The sequence below is a fragment of the Parafrankia sp. FMc2 genome, assembly GCF_041008525.1.
GTDB lineage: Bacteria > Actinomycetota > Actinomycetes > Frankiales > Frankiaceae > Parafrankia.
The window spans coordinates 78,359-101,975 of the sequence record NZ_JBFLUG010000011.1 but is presented as its reverse complement, the minus strand read 5'-3'; the positions used below and the strand labels follow the sequence as shown (position 1 = coordinate 101,975).

Sequence of the window (23,617 nt, the reverse complement as noted above, 5' to 3'; positions counted from 1 at the left end):
CGCCGGAGACCCGCCGGAGACCCGCCGGAGACCCGCCGGAGACCCGCCGGAGACCCGCCGGAGACCCGCCGGAGACCCGCCGGAGACCCGCCGGAGACCCGCCGGAGACCCGCCGGAGACCCGCCGGAGACCCGCCGGGGACACGGTCGCTGACAGGGCCGGTGGATGGGGTACAGTAGGCATCGCCCGAGAGGGACCCATGGGGTATGGGGTAATTGGCAGCCCAACAGATTCTGGCTCTGTTAGTCTAGGTTCGAGTCCTGGTACCCCAGCTGCACCACTTGCACGAACATGCTGTATATTGCAGAAACGGTCTTGGCCCCGTCGTCTAGCGGCCCAGGACGCCGCCCTCTCAAGGCGGTAGCGCCGGTTCGAATCCGGTCGGGGCTACATTTAAATCTTATGGCGCCAACCTTCCGAGGTTGGCGTTTTTTTGTGTGGCCGACGGAGTCCGTGGCTCAGTGGTAGGCAGCTCCGCGCCCTGACTTCACATCCCGTTCCTGAACGGACGGCCCGCGGACGTGCGGGGGCTCCGCTCGGAAGGGTCCGTCGGCGACCGGCGCGGGCAGCACTGGTCCGGCCCTGTCTGAGCACGGGTGCATCTGACGACGGAATCACCGATGCGGGTGTCCCGGCGGCGGCTGGATCACGGCGGATCGCGGCGGATCACAGCGGCGCAGCGGGGCCGACCGGCTCGTGGGGCCGGCCCGCGATGTGGCACCTGCCGGATGGTGGTGGGTACGCAGGACTAGTTCTCGGCCGTGCTCTCAGTCGACGACGCGCAGGCGGGGCATGAACGAGGGGTGGCGGGCCATGGCACACGGACGGCAGCCGCAGGTGCTGGGACCACCGAAACCGTGGACGATCTCCTGCACCTCCCCGGACGGGTCGACCGGCTCGGAACCGACGAGGCGCAGCACGGGGCGGGCCGCCAGCGCGAGCGAGGCACCGCCGTCCGTCGGAACATCCGCAGGCTGAGGCGTTGTCTGCACGGTGAAGGCGGCTGCGGTCGCGGTCGTCAGGGCAACTGGGGGCACGTGTCCTCCTCCGCGGGCGGCCGTCCGGGGGCCACCTCGCGGACCACAGCCTGTCGGGAATGCGGGCAACTGCGCCATGCTTCTTTGAGCCCCTTACCGAGTGGTACTGATGGCCTAGTCAAAGCTGGGCATAGTCGTCATACGACACCACCCTTGACAGCCATGGCGCTCCGGGCCCGGAACGGGAGAAACTTGCTCGGATGTCCTCCGCCCGACCCTCCATGCCCGAACGGGCGCGCCGCCGTCACGGCAGCGCCCACGTCGGGCGCGCCGCCCGCCGGCCCGAGAAGCCTCGGCCCGCCCGGACCCTCGCGGCGGACTCCGGCCTGGCCGCGTCGAGTGCCGAGGTGGTATCCCGCGGGCCGGTCGCCTGGTTCCCGCGCGGGCGGGGCCTGCCCACGGAGGACTGGGCTGCCCGCCACGCCCTGATGTGCTGGGTGCTGGCGATGCACCTGCCGGTGATCGTCGCGTACGGCCTGTGGCGCGACCACAGCCTGCCCCACGGCCTGCTGGCCGCCACTCCGCCGGCGCTGCTGTTCGGTGCCGCACTGGCCCCCGGCATGCGGCGGGTGCGGGCGCTCGCGGCAAGTCTGGGCCTGCTCTGCTGTTCGGTCGTCTTCGTGCACCTCTCCGACGGCCTGACGCCCATGTACTTCCACTTCTTCGTCGTGGTGGCGCTCATCGCCCTCTACGAGGACTGGAGCGTCTACCTCCTGGCCATCGCGTTCGTCTTCCTGGCCAGTCTCGCGATCGGTGACATCATCACCGCCGAGGCGGCGTCCAGGATGGACGAGAACGCCCTGCTGCTGGCCGGTCTGCACGCGGGCTTCATCTGTGCCCTGGCGGGCGCCCAGATGGTCTTCTGGCACTACAACGAGCAGTCCCGCCGCCGGGTGGAGGACTACCGCCAGCAGCTCTACGAGGGCCAGCAGAGCCTGATGGCGCGGCTGGAGGAGACCGACCGCATCCGCAGTGACCTGGTCGCCACCGTCTCGCACGAGTTCCGCACCCCGCTGACCGGCATCCGGGGCACCCTGCTCACGATCAGACGCCGTCGCGACCGCCTCTCCGACGCCCAGCTCGACGGCATGCTCGACTCCGCCGTGACCTACTCGGACCGGCTGTCCCGGCTGCTGGAGAACATGCTGACGGCCGCCACCGCGACCGGCACCGGCGACAACACGGTCGCCGACCTCCCGGAGGTCGTGCGGGACGTCATCGACGGGCTGGCCTACGCCGGCAACAGCGTGACGGTGGATCTCCCGCCGCAGCTCACCGTCCGGATGGCGCGCCAGGCACTGCACCAGGTCGTCGCGAACCTCGTGGACAACGCGCTGGTGCACTCCTGGCCCGGCGCCCCGGTGCGCCTCATCGCCGGCCGGGTCGGTGACGAGGTGGTGCTGCGGGTGCGCAATCCCGGGCCGGACCTCGACCCGGCCACCATCCGCCAGCTCTTCGAGCCGTTCACCCAGCGGGACGGGACGGCGACCCGGCAGACAGACGGCGCCGGCATGGGTCTTTACGTGGTGCGCCGCCTGGTCGAGGTGCACGGTGGTCGCCTGCGGATGTCCTCCGAGAACGGCGAGATCATCGTCGAGGTCGACCTGTGGGCCGCCTCGACGGCCACGGCGACTGCCGCGACGGACGAACCGGCACCGATGCCCGTCCCGATGCCGCTCCCGCGCAGCCTGCGCGCCCGGGGCGACCTGCTGCCCGACCCGCCCGCCCTGCCGGCGGGCACCGGTGCGCTGCTGCGCCCCCGCGGCGGGCCGTCCGGTGACGGCGCGGGCTCGGCCCTACCGACACCGACACCGGCGAACTTCCCCAAGCCGGCCGCCGCTCCGGCCCGGCTGCCCCACCCGCCGCCCGCCCGGGACCCGTGGTCGGCGGCGGTGTCCCAGTCCCAGGACTGGCGGTAGAGCGGTCTCCCCGTCGGCGCGAACTACTTCGGAGCGGACCATCCGCCGCCCTCGCGTGCCCGCGTGACAGACGCCGCGGGTCACGCGGGCACGGGCACACGGGCCGATGCCCGTGCCTCCGCCCGCCATGCCCGTGCCCGTGCCCGGGCACTGGCTCGGGCACGGCGGGCGGAGGCACGAGGGTTGCCTCGAGAGCAAGGCTGACGCCTGCCCCACCGGGAGTCGTGCCGGGCGCGGCACACGGGCTTCAGGGACCGCAGGATCGGCCACGCCGTTGATCGGCGTGGCCGCGGCAAGCCGTGGCTGTGTGGTGGCCGAGTGTCCGGAACTGCGAAAGCCGGCCCGGGCGGCAATCCGCCCGGGCCGGCTTTCGCGGCGGCCCGCCGCTATTTGGCGCTGGCAGGTGAGGCGGGCGGCGCGGAGCTCGGCGGCGGTGCCGGCGCGGGCGACGCGGCACAGGACGGCTCGAGCCAGACGCTCTCGCCCTTGCGCATCATCGTCCCGGCCGCGGGATTGGTACCGGCGGCGTTGCGGCCCGGCCCGTACGAGCAGTTGCCCGAGCCGTTCAGGACCCCGAACCCCTTACCGACAAGGGTGCTACGCGCCGCCTCGAGTGAGCTTCCGGCGACGCTGGGGACCTCGACGCAGTTCGTGGCCTGCACGGTCAGCGTCACCCTCGTGGAGACGGGGACCACACTGCCCGCGTTGGGGTTCTGGTCGAGCACGACCCCGCCGTTCTTGCCCTTCTGGCAGGTCTCGCTCGATGACACGTTGGTGAAGCCCTTGCCGCTCAGCGTGTTCGACGCCGCCGACTGACTCTGGCCCTGGACGTCGGGCACGGTCGCGTCCTTGGGTGTCGGTGAGGGCGAGGTCGTGGCGCTCGGGCTGGCGGTGGCCGGCCCGCTCTGCGTGGGCGTGGCGCCCGGGGAGGCACTCTGGCCGGGGCTCGCGGCCGGGCTCGTGCGGGCCGGTCCGCTGGGACCGCCGCTGGGGCCGACCTGCGCGGGATCCATTCCCGGCGGCATCGGGAGGCCTCCGGGCAGGGTCGCGGTGATCGACGGGTCGATCAGGGTCTGGGTCTGGCCGTCCGCCGTCAGCCCGCTCTCGCTGTCACCGGCGGCGAGAGCCCAGCCGCCGGCACCGGCGACGAGCGCGACGACCAGTCCGGCGCCGGCCGCGATGCGGCTGCGTCGCCGCCGGTCGACCGCGGACCGCGCGGCGGGGGAGCCCGGCCCGCTGACCGTGCTGGCGGGGGCCGAGTCCTTGCTGCGCGAGATCACCGTGTTGCGGTCGGCGGCCGAGCCGGCCGAACGGGCGGGGACACGGACCGCGGGCTGGGCCCCGGTGGCTGCGTCCGCCTCGTCCCAGCCGTCGGGCGCCTTCCCGGCCCAGGTCTGATCGGCTCCGCCCCGGTCCGGCCGGACCGGGGGGATGCCGGCAACCTGGGTGTGCGCGTCGTCGTTCCAGCCGGCCCGGCCCGAGGGCGGGCTGGAGGCCTGGGTGGCGGGGATTCCCCCCACCTGGGTGTGGGCCGCGTCGGCCCAACCGCCGTGAGCTCCGGTGGCTCCCCCGCCGGAGAGCACGGCGGTTGCGCCAGCGGCGGCCCCGGCCGATCCCGTCCTGGCAGCTCCGGCTCCGAGAGCTCCGGCTCCGACGACTGCGGGCTGACGTCCCGTCGTACCGGAACGGGCCGGGTCACGCTGCGGCGCGCCCGCTGTCGCGCGGTCGCGGTCGATCCGGGTCTGGGCGGTGTCGAAGTCGGAGTCCCGGCTCCCGGGGCGGCCCTGGAGCGCGCCGGGGCCGCCGTGCTGCCGGGAGGCGCCGGTGCCGCGGGGATCGGCGCGGCGGCCCTGCTCACGCTCCCAGCGCTGGTCATCGTCGCCCTCGTCGAGGTCCCGGTCCCGGTCCTCGTCCTCGATCGCGTCGAGCAGGTCCTCCGCGGCGTCGGCGGCGCTCGCCGGGCGCTGCTGCGGCGACTTCGCCAGCATGGCGGCCAGGACGTCCCACACCGCGGGTGGGACGCCCTGGATCGGCTGCGGCACGTCCTCGCGGTGCGCCCGCATGAGGTCCGCCGGGTGCGACGCGTCGAACGGCGGGCTGCCGGCGATGAGCTCGTAGAGGACGACGCCGGCGGCGTAGATGTCGACGGCCGGCGTCGGCGGGACCTCGTCCGCCAGCTCGGGCGCCATGTACAGCGGGGTCCCGATGGGGCCGGTCAGGGACGCCCGGCCCGGGGTCTGGATCATGCGCGCCACGCCGAAGTCGGTGAGCCGCACGTAGGGCCGCCGGGGGTCCGAGGTGTCGATGAGGACGTTCTCGGGCTTGACGTCGCGGTGGATGATGCCCGCCCCGTGCACGCTGTCCAACGCCCAGAGCAGGCCGACGACGAGCCGGACGGCCTCGGTCACCGGGCGCGGGCCAGCCTGGTCGAGGTGGGCCCGCAGGTCGATGCCCTCGACGAGGTCCATGACGATCGCCAGGGTGCCGGGCTCCTGGATCAGCTCGCGGACCCGCACGAGGTCGGGACTGTCGAGCTGGACCAGCAGATCGCATTCGCGCAGGAAACGGTCGACGACCTCGGGGTCGTGGGCGAGTTCCGGGCGGAGCACCTTGATGGCAACGGGCTCCCCGTCGGAGACGTGGGCTCCGCGCCAGACCTGGCCGGCCGTTCCCTGCCCGAGTAGTTCGTGCAGGACGTACCGCGAACCCAGTTTGCGCACTGCGCCTTTCCCCCTTTGAGCGCCGTCGGAACTCCTACGGCGCGAGCCTGTGATGCTGCCGCGGCGGGGCCTGCGGAAGCCTGAGGACTCCGGCGGATCCTCCCGTCGGCGGGTGGTGAGGCCGGCTGGCACAGCACCCGGCGGGTCGACCACACGTGCAGGTAAGGCGCCCCCTGCCCGGCCGGTGACCGCGGATCGGCGGTCTGGCCGGACTACGCCACGTGGCGTGGCCGGACTAGCCACGCGGAGCGCTGGGCCAGCCACGTCGTGCCTGTACGTGAACAACTTCTCGGTACGTCGATCCTGCTCTGGTGACAGGACAAAGGCTACGACGTCGTAGCCTGCCTGGCCGCGCCGGGGTACCGGTAGGGATGGCTGGTGCGGAAGCATTGTGTTTCAGGGTGTCAGGAAGTGGTGTTTAGGCGGGTAAGCGGGCGGCGTTTTTGCCTGCTCCGCGTGCGGCAATTCCCGTTCATGTGAAGTGACCTGCGACACCTCCTTCGGCGTGAGAAGGCGCGTCTGTGTCGTTAACCGTCACGCGAGGGCCGGGTTGTGTCATCACGGGCCCGGCCTGCGACGACAGCTGGCGGGCCGCGGCGACGACCACTGCCCCGTGCCGCCGCCCCGGCGACCGGGTGAGCCGCTCGACCGGGCCGGACAGGGAGATCGCCGCCACGACGCCCGCGGGGCCGAACACCGGCGCGGAGACCGAGGCGAGACCGGTCTCCCGCTCGCCGACGCTCTCCGCCCAGCCGCGCCGGCGAACCCGTGCCAACGCCTCTGCTGTGAACGTCGTGTGCGCTGGCAGCCCGGGCCCGGTGGCGCCGGCGGAGTCGGTGGAATCAGTGGAATCGGTGAAGGCGAGCAGTACCTGGGCTCCGGAGCCGGCGGTCATCGGCAGGGCGGCGCCGACCGGCACCGTGTCCCGCAGGCCGGCGGAGCGCTCCGCAGCGGCGACGCACACGCGGACCGGGCCGCGCCGGACGTAGAGCTGGGTGCTTTCGCCGGTGTCGTCCCGCAGCGCGGTGAGTACCCGCCCCGCCGCGTCGAGCATCTCCCAGGGCAGCGCGGCGGGGCTGCCCGCCGCCAGCCGCGGGCCGGGCACGAACCGCCCTGCCGCGTCGCGGGCGAGCAGGCGGTGTGTCTCCAGCGCGCTGGCGAGCCGGTGGGCGGTGGCCCGGGTCAGCCCGGTGCGGGCGACCAGTTCGCCAAGGCCGGCCGGACCGTGCTCGACGGCGCTCAGCACAAGGGCGGCCTTGTCCAGGACGCCGACGCCGCTACTATGTTCCATAGTCTGATACTGCCATCCCAAGCCTTGGGATGCCGTCCTTCGGGTGATGCAGCTCTTCGGGTGATCGCAGCCTTTCGGGTGCCGATGCCCACGGACTCCGATGGCCGTGCGTCGTGTGCGGCACCCGGGGTGGCAGTCCTGTGACGACACCGATGTTCGAACCGCATGTCCGACTGCGTGGGCCCGGCCCGCGCGAGAGAGGGAGTGGGGCCAATGGGGCGCACACTCGCGGAGAAGGTCTGGGACGCGCACGTCGTCCGCCGCGCCGACGGGGAACCTGACCTGCTCTACATCGATCTGCACCTCGTGCACGAGGTGACCTCGCCACAGGCGTTCGAGGCGCTGCGGCTGGCCGGGCGCCCGGTCCGCCGCCCCGACCTGACCCTGGCCACCGAGGACCACAACGTGCCCACGGTGGACACCCTGCTGCCGATCGCTGACCCGGTGTCGCGGGCCCAGGTGGAGGCTCTGCGCAAGAACTGCGCCGAGTTCGGCGTCCGGCTGTTCCCGATGAACGACCCGGGCCAGGGGATCGTGCACGTCGTCGGCCCGCAGCTCGGCCTGTCCGAGCCGGGCATGACGATCGTCTGCGGCGACAGCCACACGTCGACGCACGGCGCGTTCGGCGCGCTGGCGTTCGGCATCGGCACCAGCCAGGTCGAGCATGTGCTGGCGACCCAGACCCTGCCGCAGCGCCGGCCGAAGACGATGGCCGTCACGGTGCAGGGCGAGCTGCCGGCCGGAGTGACCGCCAAGGACCTCATTCTCGCCGTGATCGCCCGGATCGGCACCGGCGGCGGGGCCGGCTACGTCATCGAGTACCGCGGCGAGGCTGTCCGCGCGCTGTCGATGGAGGGCCGGATGACGGTCTGCAACATGTCCATCGAGGCCGGCGCGCGGGCCGGCATGATCGCGCCGGACGAGACGACCTTCGAGTACCTGAAGGGGCGTCCGAACGCGCCGACCGGCGCCGACTGGGACGCCGCCGTTGCCTACTGGCGGACCCTGGCCACCGATGCCGACGCGGTCTTCGACCACGAGGTGGTCATCGACGCGCCCAGCCTGAGCCCGTACGTCACCTGGGGGACCAACCCCGGGCAGGCCGCGCCGCTGAGCTCGGCGGTGCCCGACCCGGCGGGCTACGTCGACCCCGCGGCCCGCGCCTCGGTGGAGCGCGCGCTGGCCTACATGGATCTGACCCCCGGCGCGCCGCTGACCGATGTCGCTGTCGACACCGTCTTCATCGGCTCCTGCACCAACGGTCGGCTCTCCGACCTGCGGGACGCCGCCGACGTCCTGCGCGGTCGGCAGGTGGCCGACGGCCTGCGGGTCCTCATCGTCCCGGGATCGATGGAGGTCAAGGCGCAGGCCGAGGCGGAGGGCCTCGACGAGGTGTTCCGCGCCTCCGGGGCGGACTGGCGCAGCGCCGGCTGCTCGATGTGCCTGGGCATGAACCCGGACACTTTGCGCCCGGGGGAGCGCAGCGCGTCGACGTCCAACCGCAACTTCGAGGGCCGGCAGGGCCCGGGTGGGCGCACGCACCTGGTCTCGCCGGCGGTCGCCGCCGCCACCGCGGTCACGGGTCGCCTCACCGCGCCTGCCGACCTGTAACCCGGCCGCGGCCGGAACCGACTCCGCTCCACGACCTGCCCTGGAGACCCCTGGAGACCCCCGGAGACTCTCTCCCGGGGATCTTCCGGGACCTCTCCCACGACGCCGAAGGGAACGTGCCCTCGATGGAGGCGTTCACCATCCACACCGGTCGGGCGGTGCCGCTGCGGCGCAGCGACGTCGACACCGACCAGATCATCCCGAGCGAGTGGCTCAAGCGCATCGAGCGGACCGGCTTCGGGGCCGGGCTGTTCTCCGAATGGCGGGCCGACCCGTCGTTCGTGCTGAACGACCCAGCCCACGCCGGGGCGTCGATCCTGCTCGCCGGGCCCGACTTCGGCACCGGCTCCTCCCGGGAGCACGCTGTCTGGGCCCTGCAGGACTACGGCTTCCGCGCGGTGCTCTCACCCCGCTTTGCCGACATCTTCCGCGGCAACGCGCTGGGCAACGGCCTGCTTCCGGTCGTGCTGCCGGCGGACGTCGTCGAGGCGCTGACGGCCGCCGTGGAGGCCGACCCGGCCACCGAGATCACCGTCGATCTGGAGGCGCGGGAGGTCCGCGGCGCCGGCCAGGTCGTCGGTTTCGATCTTGACGACTTCACCCGCTGGCGGCTGATGGAAGGTCTCGACGACGTCGGCCTGACGCTGCGGCACGAGGACCGCATCACCGTCTTCGAGGCGGAGCGGCCGGCCTGGCTGCCGACCACCGCCTGAGCCCGACGGACCTGCGCCGGGCCGGGGTGACCTGGCCCGGCGCAGGGCTTTTCGGGCTACTGGGAGCCGGCCCGAGGGTGCTGCGGCGATGTTGCGTTGATCACATCACCGGCCATCGGGCGCACGCTCCCAGGGGGGTGGTGCACCCGTTCGGGTCGCCCCGTCCCGCAGTGGTCGCCGCGGTGCTGAGTGTGATCTCACATCCGCGTGGGGTAGTGCCCCGGTGTGTTGGGGTAAGGGTGCCTGTCGGCTGGCGTCTGCGGGCTATCAATTCGTGACTTTCGGCTCGAATCGCCACCGGACAAAAGTTACTCAAGGTGACGAAGCTGCAGGATGCGACGGGCTTGTCGAACAGTGCGCAAGCGGTAGCCACTCGACGCGAACCCGCTGACGTGCGGGTTTGTGTGACGCGACACGCTCATGGGAATTGCCCTCGACAGTGGAGATGCCTACGGTGCAGCGCAGTGTGATGCCCGATCTGCTCCCCACCCCGTCAAGCGCGGGGGCGTCCGGAGGTTGTTGTGAACAAGTCCCAGTTGGTTGACCGCATCGCTCAGCAGATCGAGGGCGGGCGGGCGAACGCCACCAAGGCCGTCGACGCGGTGTTCGACGCGATCCAGGAAGCCGTGGCCGGCGGCGAGAAGGTCACGATCACCGGTTTCGGTGTGTTCGAGCGCGTGGAGCGTGCCGCCCGCACCGGCCGCAACCCCGCGACCGGCGAGCCCGTGCACGTCGCCGCGTCCGTGGTGCCGAAGTTCCGTCCCGGTTCGGAGTTCAAGGCCAGCGTCTCGACGAGCAGCGACTGAAGTCGACGCCGCGGCCGTGCCCTCGCGCGGCCGCGTTCCGGCGCGGCCCTGGGCCGAACAGGCCGTGCCGGGACGCGCCAGCGCGAGGAGCGGCTCGGCGGCGGGGGCGAGCGGACCCCTGCCCCTGCCAGCGGCTCAGCGGCGGCCGCGCTCGTACGCCTGGCCCATGAGGTCCTGCTGGTAGTCCGCCAGGCGCGCGTCATCCGGGCCGGTCGTGTGCCGCTCCCAGCGCCCGTCGGCCGCGAGGACCCAGGCGGAGACGCCGTCGGAGAAGGCACGGTCGAGCATCCCGCGTACCGTGGCCTGGCGTTCGGCGTGCGGAACCCGCACGAGCGCCTCGATCCGCCGGTCGAGGTTGCGGTGCATCATGTCGGCGCTGCCGATCCAGTGCTCACCGGCCGAGGCGAACTCCAGGACCCTGCTGTGCTCCAGGAACCGTCCGAGGATCGACCGGACATGCACCGTCTCGGAGAGCCCGGGGACCCCCGGCCGTAGCGAGCAGATCCCGCGGACCAGGCAGTGGATCGGCACTCCGGCCATCGACGCCCGGTACAGCGCGTCGATGATCTTCTCGTCGACCAGGCTGTTGACCTTGATCCGGATGCCGCACTCGCGGCCCTCACGGGCGGCCTCGGCCTCAGCCTCGATGCGCTCGACGATCCCGTCCCGCATGTGCTGTGGCGCGACGAGCAGTGACCGGTACTCCGTCTGGCGGCTGTACCCGGTCAGGACGTTGAACAGGTCGGTCAGGTCGGCGCCGACGTCCGGCGCGGCGGTGAGCAGGCCCAGGTCCTCGTAGAGCCGCGCGGTCTTCGGGTTGTAGTTCCCGGTGCCGACATGGCAGTAGCGGCGCAGGCCACCGCGTTCCTGGCGCACCACGAGGCAGATCTTGCAGTGCGTCTTGAGGCCGATCAGGCCGTAGACGACATGGCACCCGGCCCGTTCGAGCTCGCGGGCCCAGCGGATGTTGGCGCTCTCGTCGAACCGTGCCTTGATCTCGACCAGGACGACCACCTGCTTGCCGGCCTCGGCCGCGGCAACCAGCGCGTCGACGATCGGCGAGTCGCCGGACGTCCGGTACAGCGTCTGCTTGATGGCCAGGACGTGCGGGTCGGCTGCCGCCTGCTCGATGAACCGCTGCACCGAGGTCGTGAACGAGTCGTACGGATGGTGCACGAGGACGTCGGCCTCGCGCAGCACGCTGAAGAAGTCGGACGGCTCGCCCTCGTCGTTGAGCAGGCGGGGATGGGTGACGGGCACCCGTGGGGAGTCCTTGAGCTCCGGGCGGTCGAGATCGTAGAGAGCCCACAGCACGGACATGTCCAGCGGGCCGCGCACCCGGTGGACCTCGCGGTCGGTGACCTCCAGCTCACGCATCAGCAGGCTGAGAAGGTCCTCGTCGATGTCGGCGTCGACCTCGAGGCGCACGGCGGGCCCGAACCGGCGCCGTGCCAGCTCGCGCTCCAGCGCCTGCAGCAGGTCCTCGGCCTCGTCCTCCTCGACCTCCAGGTCCGCGTTGCGGGTGACCCGGAACAGGTGCGAGTCGACGACCTCCATACCCGGGAAAAGCTGCCCGAGATGGGCCGCGATGACCTCCTCGAGTGGCACGAAGCAGGCGGTGGAGTCGTCCTGCGCGGGCCGGATCATCTCCCCGCCGGGGCGTTCCCCCGCGGGCTCGTCGGGGCCCACCCGGATCAGCCGCGGAACGTTCTGCGGAACCTTCACCCGGGCGAAACGTTCGGATTCCCCCCCGGGCGCACGGACAGCGACGGCGAGGTTCAGCGACAGGCCGCTGATGTACGGAAACGGGTGGGCGGGATCGACGGCCAGCGGCGTCAGCACCGGGAAGATCTGCTCGTGGAAGTAGTTCCGCAGCCCCTCCCGCTGTGACGGCCCGAGCTGATGCCACAGTTTGATCGTGATGCCCGCGTGGGCGAGCGATGGCGCGACCTCGTCGGTGAAGCAGCGGGAGTGCCGCGCGGTCAGCTCGGCGGTCGTGCGGCTGATCAGATCGAGCTGCTCACGGGCGGTCAGCCCGTCCGCGGAGCGGACCGCGAGCCGCGTCGCGTCCCGGCGCATCAGCCCGGCCACCCGCACCATGTAGAACTCGTCCAGGTTGCTGGCGAAGATCGCCAGGAACTTGGCCCGTTCCAGCAGCGGAGTGGCGACGTCCTCGGCGAGCGAGAGGACGCGGGAGTTGAAATCAAGCCAGGACTTCTCCCGGTTGATGTACCGGTCCGGCGGAAGATCCGACGGGGCCGGCGTTCGAGGGGCCTCCAGGGGCTCCAGCAGCGCGCTCCGCGCTTTTCGTTGCGGCTGGTCCGGCCGGGTCGCAACGAGGTCGCTCATGGTTGCTCATGCTGCCAGCTCCCGGTGAACTCGGCAGCCGCGATGTGTGACGAAGTGAGGTTTTCGTGCGGATGAGGCCTGTCGTCCGGGCAATGATGATGTTCCGTGTTGGCGTTGTTTGGTGACGCGGCGGAACCGGCCCGGTTTCCGTTAACGGGCGGGAAACAGGACCGGGCGACGATCGAGGGCGTGGCGCGAGCATCCGAGGCGGTCGCGGCGGGGGATGCCGCCCCCGAGCCAGGTGAACTCGACGGTGCCGAGCAGGTCACCTACCGGGTCCGCCAGCGGTTCCGCTACACCTACGACGGCGCCGCGACGGACCTGGAACACCGCCTCATAGCCGTGCCGCCGCCCCGCCACGGCGGGCAGCTGCGGCGCTCTGTCGACCTGCGGGTCTCCGCCCCGGACGCCCGGACGACCTGGGCTCGTGGGCCCGACGGCCTCCAGATCGCCACCATCAGCGTCGACGTGGTCCCGCCGACGCTGGACTTCGACATCACCCTCGTGGTGGAACGGTTCGCGGACCTCGGCTGGCCCGAGCTGCCCGCGTCCGCGCTGAGCAGCCGGCGGCTGCTCGCCCCCACCCCGCTCACGACGCCCACCGCCACCATGATCGACGCGGCCCGCTCGCTGGCCGGCAGCGACCCGGTGGCCACCGCCCGCCGCGTCTGCGGCTGGGTGTACCAGCGGATCGAGTACGTCTCGGGCAGCACGGACGTGGGTACGACCGCCGCCCAGGCGCTCGCCGGCGGCCACGGGGTCTGCCAGGACCAGGCCCACGTCATGATCGCGATGTGCCGGGCAGTCGGCATCCCCGCCCGCTACGTCTCGGGGCACATGCTCGGTGAGGGTGCCTCGCACGCCTGGGTGGAGGTCGTGGTGCCGGCCGGCATCCTCCGGGCGGGAGGCCTGGGCCCGCTGGGCGCCCGGACCGACGCCTCGCCGGTGCCGGCACCCGTGCCCATGCCCGTGCCCGTGCCCGGACACGGGCCGGTGGCGGTGACGCCCGGGGGGGCGGCCGCGGCGGCGGTGGCGTTCGACCCCTGCCACAACCGGGTCGCGGACCTTCGCTACGTCACGGTCGCGGTCGGCCGGGACTATCACGACGTCGCCCCCACCTCGGGCCGCTACGTCGGCGCGGGTCGCGGCGCCCTCACCGCGACCCAGCGGGTGGACGTCCTCGAGGTGCGCCGACGCGGGCCGATAGCGGATGTCCGATCTGGGGGTCCCCAGCGCCGCGCCCCGGGGTGAAGGTGGACCGACGCGCCGCGCGCACCACAGGTGGACACTCTTTGTGTTTGGCCGATCACAAGATACGGTGACGCGTGGGGCTCTCCGCCGAGCTGGTGTCTCAGCGTCGAATGGTCGACCACGCATGGGATGTCCTGGTTCGCGGGAGTACTTCGACGAGCGTGCCGCGGCCGTGTGCCGCGGTCAGTGACCCCTCGCAGTGGCCGGATCACCTCCGAGGCGCCGGCCCGCGACGCGCCGTCAGCCCCGACCAGCCGCCATGACCTCTGCCGCAGCTGGCCGACCTTGCCCGGCCGGCGTGTGCAGGGGGAGCCTGCCCGGGATCGGGCGACTGGCCGGGTGAGTGGCCGGGCGGCCGGTCGGGCCACCGGATCGCCACCGGATCACAGGGGAGGAGGGGCGGGCGTGCCGCTGTTGCTCGACGGTGTCGCGATCGCGGCAGGTCTGGCCGCCGCGGCGGGCTGCGTCTGGACGGGTCGCCGGCTCGGGCGGGCCCACGGCCGATGGCTGATCTGGGTCGCGGCCGCCCTCGTCGCCTGGGCCGCCGGCCAGTCGGCGTGGGTCATCGACGGGCGGGACGGCCAGCGGCCCCACCGGCCCACCCCTGCCGACGCCGGCTATCTGGCCATGCCGGTGCTCGCCCTGGCCGCGCTCGCGGCCGCGCCGACCGCCCGCCCGCGCCGCCCGCCCGACCAGCCGGATCTGCCCCCGTTGCCCGCCGGGACCCCCGGCGACGGTGGCCGCGGTGGCTTCACCGCCGCCACCGCCCGCTCCGCCCCCGCTGGCCCCGACGTTCTCGGCGCACTGACACCGGGGCCCGGCGGCGGTGCCGGCGGGCTGGCAGACCGGTTTCTGCTGGTCTGCTCAGTGATCCTCGTCGGCTGGGCGCTGGGCATCCGCCCGGCACTGCGGACCGCGGCGCAGGACGGGTGGGAACGCGCCATCGCGCTCGGCTACCCGACCGGCGCCATGCTGGTGGTACTCGCGTCCTTCCATGCGTCCGCCCTGCGCCGGCTCACCGACCGGATCCGGATCCTCGCCGCGGCCGTCGGGCTGGTTCTGATCGCCGCGTCGACGTCGCTGCTGCGGGGCACGCCCGGGCCGGCCGCCCCCCCGGCCCTCCTCGGGGTCGTGCCGATCGCCGGGTGCGCGTTCATCCTCATCGCCACCCGCCGCCCGGCCGCCGCGAAGGTGACCGAGCGGCGCGCGTTCCTGGTCGTCCCCACGCTGTTGGCCGGCGCCGCGGCCGCGGTGGTCCTCACCGGCGTCGCCAGCGGCCACCGTCTCGACGGCGTCGAGGTCGGGCTGGCGGCCGCCCTGGTCGCGGGCATGGTCGCGGACCGGCTGGCCGCCGCCCGCACGGGGCGGCGGCTGGTGCTGCGCGTCGACGCCGCCGAGCGGGAGCTGCACCACCGGGCGTTTCACGACCCGCTCACCGAGCTGGCCAACCGGGCGCTGTTCCACCACCGGCTGCGCGGCGCCCTGACCGACAGCTGGCGCACCGGTGCGCCAGCCCCGGGCGCCGAGATCGCCGTCCTCTACTGCGACCTGGACGACTTCAGCGTCCTCAACGACAGCCTCGGGCCTGCAGCCGGCGACCACCTGCTGCGCACCGTCGCCCACCGGCTACGGCACTGTGTGCGGACGTCCGACCTGGTCGCCCGGGTCGGCGCGGACGAGTTCGCGGTGCTGCTCGCCGGCGGGAGAGAGTCGCCGGAGGTGGTCGGCGAGCGGGTGCTGGCCGCGTTGCGCCATCCGGTGTCGGTCGGCGGCCGCCAGCGGTCGATCCGCGCGAGTGTGGGACTCGCCGTGGCCCGGCGCAGCCACGAGACGGGGGAGTCGCTGCTGCGTCACGCCGAGACCGCCGTGCAGGTGGCGAAGTGCTCGGGCAAGGACCGCCTGGTGACCTACCGGCCGGGGATGACCTCGCCCGACGCGGGCGCGCACCTGGCGGACGCGCTGGCCACCGCGCTGCGCAGGGGCGGGCGTTCCGCTGGCTTCGACGTCCACTACCAGCCGATCGTCAGGCTGCGGGACGGGCGCCCGGTCGCGCTCGAGGCACTTGCCCGGTGGACGGATCCGGGCCGCGGGCCGGTCTCACCAGGGACGTTCGTCGCCGCGGCGGAAAGCGGCGGCATGGTCGGGCTCCTCGACGACCTGGTGCTCACCAGGGCCTGCACCGAGGTCGCCCTGGCCTACCCGAGCGGCTCCCGGCTGCGCCTGCACGTGAACGTGTCAGCCAGCCGCATCACCGACATCAGGCTGCGCGACAGCGTCGCCCGGGTGCTCGCGGCGAGCCGGCTCGACCCACGGCGGCTCGTGGTCGAGGTCACCGAGACCAGCCGGATCACCGACCTCGGCGCCGCGGCGGACGTCCTGTCGGAGGTGCGCAGCCTCGGCGTCAGGATCGCACTGGACGACATGGGCTCCGGCAACACCAACCTGGCGGTGCTGCACCGGCTGCCGGTGGACGTCGTCAAGCTGGACCGCACGCTCATCGAGGCGCCCATGGACGGAAGCCGCTCCGCGAACCTGCGGCGGTCGATGATCGACGTCGCCCACTCGCTCGGCGCGGTCGTGATCGCCGAGGGCATCGAACGCGAGGCGCAGCTGGTGGAGCTCGACCGGCTCGGCTGCGAGCTCGGCCAGGGGTTCCTCTTCGCCCGGCCGGGTCCGCTGGCCGGCCTGGCCCGCATCGACGAGAACACCGGCGGGGCCGATGGGGCCGGAGCCGGCTGCGATGGCAGGGCCGACGGCGATGGCAGGGCCGATGAGCCTCAGCGGTGGCGACGGCCATCCTGATGGCGGACGGTCCGGATCCGGCGCCCGCCGGCGCATGGTTGCCGGGGGATCAGGCCGAACACGGTGGCGGCCGAGCCCGACCCGGCCCGGTTCACCGCGCCGCCGGCGAGCACCCAGGCCCCCGCCGCCGGGAGATCCTGAAGATTCGCCAGGTTCTCCAGGGAAATGCGATGTTCATGGAAGAGCTCCCGGGAGACCGCGAAGGTGGCGTCCAGACCCGGATCAGGTCCGAAGGTGTCCGAACCCAGTGCCCCGCGCCGACCGAGCCGTCCCGTCCCGATCAGCCAGCGGGCCGCCTCAAGGCTGAAGCCGGGCTGGTGCATCCGGCCCTGCCCGTCCAGGTTCGGGTAGGCCGCGGTTCCCCAGCGGTCCGACCACCCGGTCCAGGCGATGACCGCGGCACCGGCCGGGATGCGCCCGTGCCGACGCTCGAAGGCCACCAGGTCGGCCATGCTCACCTGGTAGTCCTGGTCCGCGGCGACGGCGGCACGCACATCGATCCGTACCGCGGGAAGGAAGAGATCGGCGGGGCACAGCTCGTCGGCGAGGGCGCCGCCGGGCTCGAAGTGGCCGGGTGCCCCCCAGTGCGTCCCGGTGTGCTCTCCGCGGGACACCCGCTGGAGGTAGTAGCCGTCGCGCTCGATCGTCGCCGCCGTCGTCAGGGTGAACTCCGGATCTCCCGGGAACACCGGTGTCACCGCGGGGTCGTGCACGTGGGCGAGGCTCACCACCCGCAGCGCGCCGAGGCCACCTGGTCCGCCCGGGACGTCCCTCACGCCGCGCTGCGGGGCGACGGGGCGGCCGCGAGGACGCTGCTGGTGGCCGGGCCCAGCCCGAGCGCCCGGGCCACCGCGAGGTCGGCGACCGTGTCGACGTCACGGCGCAGACCCGGCACCTGGTCGGTGAGCAGCAGGGTGAGGTCGACCGCGCCGGAATCCCGGTGTGCGGCGAAGCTGCCGGGGCCGAACCTCGGGTGCAGGTCGGTGCCGGCGGCGGCACTGAGCAGGACGGTGCCCGTGCCGGCCGCGTCGGCCAGCACGCCGTGGCCGGCCACGGGCGCGGCGGCGAGGGCCCGCCGTACCTGCTGCGGGCGAAGCGCCGGGAGATCCGCGGACAGCGCGGCGGTGCCCCAGCCCGGGTACAGGACGCGGGCGAGTGCCGCCGCGTGCGCGAACGCCGGGTTCAGCCCGCCCCGCGGCTCGTCGGCGGTCACCAGCAGCCGCTCGGCGAGCCCCCGCGCCCGGGCCAGGCCGGTCAGCGCGTCCCGGGCCGCGCGGTCGTCGGTGACGACGATCAGCGCCCCCACCGCGTCGCTCCCGGCGTCCAGGACGGCGGCGGCGGTGTCCAGAGCCATCGCCAGTGCCAGCGAGCGGCGCGCCGGATGGTCCAGCCGGGACTTGGCGGCTCCGAGCGGCTTCAGCGGCACCAGCGCGACCCAGGGCGGCGTGCTCTCGGCGGGCTGCACAGCGCCGACGATAGGACATCCCGGCCCTCGAGGGCCCGGCCTTGGGCGTCCCCGGCGGTGCCGTGCGGATGTCGTGCCATGGCGGGACGAAGGCGAACTCGACAGCGTTCCCGGCACTGAGCAAGACTGCGCGTTCATGAGACGACCGTGGCGTGGAGGGTTCTGGATCGCGTTCGCCGCGGCCGTCATCCGGCCCCTGTCGTGGCTGCTGACCCGCCGACGCTGGTCAGGTCAGGAGAACATCCCCGGGTCGGGGGGCGTCATCCTGGTCGCGAACCACCTCTCGACAGTGGACCCACCCCTGCTCGCGCACTATGTGTACGCCACTGGGCGTAATCCCCGGTTCATGGCGACGAGCGATCTGTGGGAGGTTCCGATCCTGCGCCATGTGCTGGCCGGTGCCGGCCAGATCCCGGTACACCGCCGGGATCCCAACGCCCAGGAGGCGTTGCGCGACGCGATCGCGGCGCTGCGGGCCGGGCGGGCCCTGGTCATCTATCCCGAGGGCGGGATCACCACCGACCCGGACTACTGGCCGAGGCCGGCGCGTACCGGCGTGGCGCGGCTCGCCCTCGCGACCGGGGCGCCGGTGATTCCGGTGGCCCAGTGGGGCGCCCAGCGCATCTGGGGGCGGGAGCGCCGGCTGCGGCTGTTCGCCCGCCCCGAGGTCCGGATCCATGCCGGTCCGCCGGTGGACCTCGCCCGTTTCGCCGCGCGGGCGGAACCGCTGGTCAGGCCGACCATGGCGACCGACGGCGATCAGTCGGCTGGTGGCGAGCACGGGTCCGGCGGGCTGGCGCCGCTGTTGCGCGAGGTGACCGAGGCGGTGATGGCCGGGCTGACCACGGAACTGGAGCGGATCCGCGGTGCCTCGAGGCCGGCCGTGATGCCCCGGCCGGGCCAGGAGGTCATCCCGCCTCGGCAGGTGGCTCCGGCCGACGCCGCGGCCGGTGCAGAGGCCGGCACCGCGTCCGGTAGCGAGTCGGACGCGGGGTCGACGGCCCACCCCGGAGGCGGCAGGTGAGGCGCGCGGCAGTGCTCACCGCCGGCTCGTGGGGCACCGTGTTCGCCAAGGTGCTCGGGGACGCCGGCGCCCGGGTCACGCTGGTCGCCCGTGACCAGGAGATCGCGGACGCGATCAACGCCCGTCACGTGAACCCCCGGTACCTCGCGAACGTCCGGCTGCCCGACCTCGTCCGTGCCACGATCCGTCCCGAACAGGCACTTCCCGGTGCCGACCTGGTGGTGCTGGCGGTGCCGTCGCACGCGCTGCGGGCCTGCCTGACCGACTGGGCACCGCTGGTGGGCTCCCAGGCCGTCTACGTCAGCCTGATGAAGGGAATCGAGGCCGGCAGCAGCCGACGGATGAGCGAGGTGATCGCGCAGACCGCCGGGGTCGGGCCGGAGCGCATCGCGGTCGTCAGCGGGCCGAACCTGGCCCGCGAGATCGCGGCCGAACATCCCGCCGCCACCGTGATCGCCAGCGCCTCGGCGTCCACCGCGCACGCTGTGCAGGCTGCCTGCTGGACGCCCTACCTACGGCCCTACACCAACGGTGACGTCGTCGGATGCGAGCTCGGCGGGGCGGTGAAGAACGTCATCGCGCTCGCCGCCGGGATGCTGGAGGGCATGGGCTTCGGCACCAACAGCCAGGCCTCGCTGATCACCCGGGGGCTGGCCGAGACCACCCGGCTCGGCGCCGCGCTGGGCGCCGAGCCGATGACGTTCGCCGGCCTGGCCGGGCTCGGTGACCTGGTGGCCACCTGCGGCTCCCCACTGTCACGGAACCGGACGTTCGGTGAGAAGCTGGGCCGTGGCATGACCCTGGACCAGGTACTCGCGCAGCAGCACCAGGTCGCCGAGGGGGTCCGCTCCTGCCGGCCGCTGCTCGCCCTCGCCGAACGCCTCGGCGTGTCGATGCCCATCACCCGGCAGGTCGAGCGGGTGCTTTACGAGGGCCTGCCGCCGCTGGAGGCGGTGAAGGACCTGATGAGCCGCGAGCCCGGCCCGGAGTACCGCACCCCCTGACCGCGGGGGAGTCGGCTGGCGGCGCTCAGCCGGCCGCGGCGCCCGTCACCGAGGCCGTCACCGAGGCCGGCACCGAGGCGACATCCGGCGCGGGGGGGCCTGCCGGGCAGGTCTCGATCAGCGCACCGATCGACCGGAGCTTGCCGACCGGGTCCTCGTAGCCGCGTTCCAGGAAACGAGTGCCGCGGATCAGGCTGGATCCCTCCGCGATGAGCGCGGCCATCACGTAGGCGAAGCCGGCCCGCAGGTCGGGAATCTCCAGGTCCGTGCCGCGCAACGGGGTGGGCCCGCTGACGACGGCCGAGTGCTCGAAGTCGCGGGAGGCGAACCGGCATCCCTTGCCGCCGAGGCAGATCGTCGACAGCGCGATGTCCGCGCCCATCTCGTTGAGCTGGCGGGTGTAGCCGAACCGGTCCTCGTAGATCGTCTCGTGGATCACCGACACGCCCTTGGCCTGGGTGAGCAGGACCGTCAGCGGCTGCTGCCAGTCGGTCATGTAACCCGGGTGGACGTCGGTCTGGACGTGGGTCGCGGTGAGCTCGCGCGCCCGCCGGAACGTCAGGCCGTGCGGGCTGACCTCGAACTCGCCGCCGAGCCGGCGCAGGTGGTTGAGGAAGGTGGCGACATGCTCCTGGCGGGCGCCGACGACGTCCACCCGGCCGTTCGTCGCGACCGCCGCCGCGGCGAACGAGGCGACCTCGATCCGGTCGGGGATCGGCGCGTGCGTCGCCCCGTGCAGGGCCTCGACGCCCTGTACGACGATCGTGCGGTCGACCTCGACGTCGACCAGCGCGCCCATCTGCTGCAGGAACAGGATGAGGTCGATGATCTCGGGCTCCACTGCGGCGTTGGAGATCACCGTGGTGCCCTTGGCGCGGACGGCCGCGAGCAGCAGGTTCTCGGTCGCTCCGACGCTCGGGAACGGCAGCGTCACGTGCGCCCCGTGCAGACCCAGTGTCTTGACCTCGACCGAGCGCAGCTGCTCGGTGATCTCGGCACCCATCGCGCGCAGTCCGCGCAGGTGGAAGTCGACCGGGCGCTTGCCGATCCGGCACCCACCGGGCAGGGGAACGACCGCCTCGCCGACCCGGTGCAGCAGCGGGCCCATCATCAGGATGGGGATCCGGTTGACCCCGGAGTAGGCCTCGGCGAGCGACGCGTCGACGATCCGTGGCGTCGCGACCCGCACCGTGTGCGCGTCCAGCCATTCGACCTGGGTGCCCAGCTCGGCGAGCATGCCGAGCACGACGTCCACCTCGACGATGCGCGGCACCTTGGTCAGGGTGCACGGCTCGGGGGTGAGCAGGGTGGCGACGAGCAGCTTCGTGACCGAGTTCTTCGCCCCGGAGACCTCCACGGACCCGGTCAGCGGCGCGCCACCGACGATCGTGTACCAGTGCTGGTCAGCGCCCGGGGGAGTGATCATGCTGGTACTGGTTTCCCTCACGGGCTGCCTCCACGACGGTGGGTCGATTGCGCCAGGGTTTGAGATGCGTCACATCGCATGGTGCGTCCGGGCCCGCTGTGCGAGCGCTCCAGCTGTGGCCGGGGAGATTCAATCAGACGCCCGGATCGGCTCCGCGAGGCCCACGGGCGTGCCCGCTGGACGTCGATTCGAAAGTGTGTTCGAATCTCGCGCTGTGGGAACATCAGCTGCTGTCAACGGCAGCCCGGCGGGTCCACCGCGAGCTCCGGGTCGGCTGTGCCGGGTCAGTCGGCTGTGCCGGGTCGGCTGTGCCGAGTCAGGTGTGCGTGGTCCACCGGGCCGATGCCGGCGCCCAGGGGGAACCCTGCGGCGATCGCACCGGTCACGTATCTCTTGGCGGCCCGCGCCGCCGTCGGGACGTCGTCCCCGCGCGCCAGGTGGGCGGCGATGGCGGAGGCGAGGGTACAGCCCGTCCCGTGGGTGTGGGGGCACTGCAGCCGAGTCGAGCGTAGCCAGACGTCGCACGAGCCGTCAGTGAGCAGGTCCACGGCGTCGCCGGCCAGGTGGCCGCCCTTGACGAGGGCCCAGGTGGGGCCGAAGGCGAGCAGGGCCTCGGCAGCCCTGCGCATCGTGGTCTCGCTGTGAACATCCACGCCGGTCAGCAGGCGCACCTCGTCCAGGTTCGGTGTGACGACGGTGGCGTGGGGAAGGAGTTCGGAGCGAACCACCTCCACCGCGTCGGCAGCCAGCAGCGGGTCACCGTGCTTGGAGACGCCGACCGGGTCGACGACGCTGGGCACCCCGAGTGTGGCCAGCTCGCGTGCCACGGTCTCGACGAGCGCCGCGGACGAGAGCATGCCCGTCTTGACGGCGTCCAGGCCGATGTCGTCGGCGACGGCGCGGATCTGGGCGCGTACCGCCTCGGGCGGCAGGTCCCAGACGCCGTGCACGCCCACCGAGTTCTGTGCGGTGACCGACACAACTGCGCTCATCCCGTGCACGCCGAGTGCGAGCATCGTCTTCAGGTCCGCCTGGATGCCGGCACCGCCACCGGAATCAGAGCCGGCGACGGTCAGCACCCGTGGCGGGGCGGGTACCCGCCGTACTGATGGGGTCATGCGTGGGGATCCTCACAGTGCGGGTGGGAGCGGGGGTGAGAGGCCGCCAAAGGCCGAGTTCACCGCCGGTGGGGCGCGGTTCCTCCGCGTCAGTCGGGCGATCAGAGCAAATTCCTCGCCTCAGACCCTCTCATCCGGCCCGTTTGCCTGTTACCTTCTGTCAGCCCGTGTCTGCTCGACGGGCTGTCGACGTCCGACGAGGGAGCGTCTGTGGTACACGCGTATATCCTTATCCAGACCGAGGTCGGCAAGTCGGCATCGGTGGCCAAGGAGATCGAGCAGATCCCGGGGGTCACCCAGGCCGAAGATGTGACCGGCCCATATGACGTCATTGTGCGTGCACAGGCGTCAAGCGTGGATGACCTGGGCAAGCTCGTGATGTCCCGGGTCCAGGCCGTGGACGGCATCACCCGCACCCTGACCTGTCCCGTGGTCCACTTCTGACGGCGGGCTACTGAACGTCATCACGGGAGGCGACGGCGGCGTGCGCCGGTGTGGGTCGCTGGGGCAGCGTGGGGTGCGAGGAGAAGGAACCGGCGCGAGATGGAGGGGGCGGTCGTTGCCGTCCCGCCTTGCCGGTTTCGCCTGTCTCGCGGCGGCGTCGCTCACCGCCTGTGGTGGGCCCGGCCCGGTGTCGATCACGGGAGTGCCCACCCCGGCCGCTGAGGACCAGGCTGCCTGTTCGGCACTGGCGGGCGCCCTGCCCGGCTCGCTGGGCAAGGGCCTCGAGCGTCGAGAGGTGGAGCCTCCCGTCGCCACAGCGGCCGCGTTCGGCCCGGATCCGGTCGTTGTCACCTGCGGTGCCTCGGGTGTCGCGGCCGGATACCAGCCAACCTCGCTGCTCTCCGAGGTCGACGGGGTCGGCTGGTTCTCGGAGGACGTCGGTGACCGGATCCGGTACTCGACCCCGACCAGGGCACCCCAGGTCGTTGTCACCCTGCCGGCGGACCGGCAGGCCTTCGAGGTCCTGGTGGCGCTGGCTGCCGCCGTCAGCGCGCACACCCGCGCCACCACGGCCTGACCAGGCCGCCCCGCCCCGCCGCGCCCGCGCGGGGCCCCTTGCCCGGGCTGGCCATGGCCC

The 23,617-nt window shown here is 72.9% G+C and carries 18 protein-coding genes and 2 tRNA genes; 12 read left to right on the top strand and 8 right to left on the bottom strand.

Going from position 1 to position 23,617, the window contains the following annotated elements; genetic code table 11:
- Window positions 1-200: 200 nt before the first annotated feature.
- A tRNA-Gln gene (locus AB1460_RS06800) sits at window positions 201-272 on the top strand.
- A gap of 45 nt (window positions 273-317) precedes the next feature.
- Window positions 318-390 (top strand) — tRNA-Glu (locus tag AB1460_RS06795).
- A gap of 377 nt (window positions 391-767) precedes the next feature.
- Here the strand turns inward: AB1460_RS06795 and AB1460_RS06790 are convergent.
- The gene (locus AB1460_RS06790) at window positions 768-1,037 is read right to left on the bottom strand and encodes a hypothetical protein (protein WP_368959740.1); all 270 of its coding nucleotides are present in this window, start codon (window positions 1,035-1,037) and stop codon (window positions 768-770) included.
- A 200-nt stretch (window positions 1,038-1,237) separates the two neighbouring features.
- Between AB1460_RS06790 and AB1460_RS06785 the strand changes: the two genes are divergently transcribed.
- The gene (locus tag AB1460_RS06785) at window positions 1,238-2,956 is read left to right on the top strand and encodes a sensor histidine kinase (RefSeq protein ID WP_368959739.1); all 1,719 of its coding nucleotides are present in this window, start codon (window positions 1,238-1,240) and stop codon (window positions 2,954-2,956) included.
- A gap of 386 nt (window positions 2,957-3,342) precedes the next feature.
- On the opposite strand, the gene AB1460_RS06780 is transcribed toward AB1460_RS06785, so the two are convergent.
- The gene (locus tag AB1460_RS06780) at window positions 3,343-5,676 is read right to left on the bottom strand and encodes a serine/threonine-protein kinase (RefSeq protein WP_368959738.1); all 2,334 of its coding nucleotides are present in this window, start codon (window positions 5,674-5,676) and stop codon (window positions 3,343-3,345) included.
- A 472-nt stretch (window positions 5,677-6,148) separates the two neighbouring features.
- Window positions 6,149-6,967: an IclR family transcriptional regulator gene (locus tag AB1460_RS06775; protein WP_368959737.1), complete on the bottom strand. Its 819-nt coding sequence runs from the start codon at window positions 6,965-6,967 to the stop codon at window positions 6,149-6,151.
- Between the two features lie 213 nt (window positions 6,968-7,180).
- On the opposite strand from AB1460_RS06775, the gene leuC reads away from it, so the two are divergent.
- The 3 genes from leuC to AB1460_RS06760 all read left to right on the top strand — a co-directional run bounded on the left by leuC (window position 7,181) and on the right by AB1460_RS06760 (window position 10,097).
- Complete coding sequence (leuC, locus tag AB1460_RS06770) at window positions 7,181-8,578, top strand: 3-isopropylmalate dehydratase large subunit (RefSeq protein WP_368959736.1); 1,398 nt, start codon at window positions 7,181-7,183, stop codon at window positions 8,576-8,578.
- 125 nt (window positions 8,579-8,703) lie between these two features.
- The gene (gene leuD / locus AB1460_RS06765) at window positions 8,704-9,291 is read left to right on the top strand and encodes a 3-isopropylmalate dehydratase small subunit (protein WP_018640565.1); all 588 of its coding nucleotides are present in this window, start codon (window positions 8,704-8,706) and stop codon (window positions 9,289-9,291) included.
- 521 nt (window positions 9,292-9,812) lie between these two features.
- Window positions 9,813-10,097 (top strand): HU family DNA-binding protein, encoded by a 285-nt coding sequence (locus AB1460_RS06760; RefSeq protein ID WP_018640566.1) that lies wholly within the window; start codon window positions 9,813-9,815, stop codon window positions 10,095-10,097.
- 135 nt (window positions 10,098-10,232) lie between these two features.
- On the opposite strand, the gene AB1460_RS06755 is transcribed toward AB1460_RS06760, so the two are convergent.
- Window positions 10,233-12,446: an RNA degradosome polyphosphate kinase gene (locus tag AB1460_RS06755; RefSeq protein ID WP_368959735.1), complete on the bottom strand. Its 2,214-nt coding sequence runs from the start codon at window positions 12,444-12,446 to the stop codon at window positions 10,233-10,235.
- A gap of 189 nt (window positions 12,447-12,635) precedes the next feature.
- Here AB1460_RS06755 and AB1460_RS06750 point away from each other — a divergent pair, with 189 nt between their 5' ends.
- Complete coding sequence (locus tag AB1460_RS06750; RefSeq protein WP_368959734.1) at window positions 12,636-13,697, top strand: transglutaminase family protein; 1,062 nt, start codon at window positions 12,636-12,638, stop codon at window positions 13,695-13,697.
- 405 nt (window positions 13,698-14,102) lie between these two features.
- Window positions 14,103-16,499, top strand: coding sequence for a putative bifunctional diguanylate cyclase/phosphodiesterase (locus AB1460_RS06745; protein ID WP_368959733.1), 2,397 nt, complete (start codon window positions 14,103-14,105; stop codon window positions 16,497-16,499).
- On the opposite strand, the gene AB1460_RS06740 is transcribed toward AB1460_RS06745, so the two are convergent.
- Window positions 16,475-17,275: a cyclase family protein gene (locus AB1460_RS06740; protein ID WP_368959732.1), complete on the bottom strand. Its 801-nt coding sequence runs from the start codon at window positions 17,273-17,275 to the stop codon at window positions 16,475-16,477. The genes AB1460_RS06745 and AB1460_RS06740 overlap by 25 nt on opposite strands.
- Window positions 17,272-17,964: a 2-phospho-L-lactate guanylyltransferase gene (gene cofC, locus AB1460_RS06735; protein ID WP_071082501.1), complete on the bottom strand. Its 693-nt coding sequence runs from the start codon at window positions 17,962-17,964 to the stop codon at window positions 17,272-17,274. Before cofC ends, AB1460_RS06740 begins: the two co-directional genes overlap by 4 nt.
- Window positions 17,965-18,100: 136 nt before the next feature.
- Between cofC and AB1460_RS06730 the strand changes: the two genes are divergently transcribed.
- Both AB1460_RS06730 and AB1460_RS06725 read left to right on the top strand, forming a co-directional pair.
- The gene (locus AB1460_RS06730; RefSeq protein ID WP_368959731.1) at window positions 18,101-18,988 is read left to right on the top strand and encodes a lysophospholipid acyltransferase family protein; all 888 of its coding nucleotides are present in this window, start codon (window positions 18,101-18,103) and stop codon (window positions 18,986-18,988) included.
- Window positions 18,985-19,992 (top strand): NAD(P)H-dependent glycerol-3-phosphate dehydrogenase, encoded by a 1,008-nt coding sequence (locus tag AB1460_RS06725; protein WP_368959730.1) that lies wholly within the window; start codon window positions 18,985-18,987, stop codon window positions 19,990-19,992. Before AB1460_RS06730 ends, AB1460_RS06725 begins: the two co-directional genes overlap by 4 nt.
- A gap of 25 nt (window positions 19,993-20,017) precedes the next feature.
- Here AB1460_RS06725 and murA read toward each other — a convergent pair whose 3' ends face one another.
- Window positions 20,018-21,418, bottom strand: coding sequence for a UDP-N-acetylglucosamine 1-carboxyvinyltransferase (gene murA / locus AB1460_RS06720; protein ID WP_368959746.1), 1,401 nt, complete (start codon window positions 21,416-21,418; stop codon window positions 20,018-20,020).
- A 284-nt stretch (window positions 21,419-21,702) separates the two neighbouring features.
- On the bottom strand, window positions 21,703-22,536 hold the full coding sequence (thiD, locus tag AB1460_RS06715; RefSeq protein WP_368959729.1) for a bifunctional hydroxymethylpyrimidine kinase/phosphomethylpyrimidine kinase: 834 nt from the start codon (window positions 22,534-22,536) through the stop codon (window positions 21,703-21,705).
- 210 nt (window positions 22,537-22,746) lie between these two features.
- Between thiD and AB1460_RS06710 the strand changes: the two genes are divergently transcribed.
- Both AB1460_RS06710 and AB1460_RS06705 read left to right on the top strand, forming a co-directional pair.
- Complete coding sequence (locus AB1460_RS06710) at window positions 22,747-22,980, top strand: Lrp/AsnC family transcriptional regulator (protein WP_018640576.1); 234 nt, start codon at window positions 22,747-22,749, stop codon at window positions 22,978-22,980.
- A gap of 115 nt (window positions 22,981-23,095) precedes the next feature.
- Entirely contained in the window at window positions 23,096-23,557 is a 462-nt protein-coding gene (locus AB1460_RS06705; RefSeq protein ID WP_368959728.1) for a DUF3515 family protein, read from the top strand.
- The last annotated feature ends 60 nt before the right edge of the window (window positions 23,558-23,617 follow it).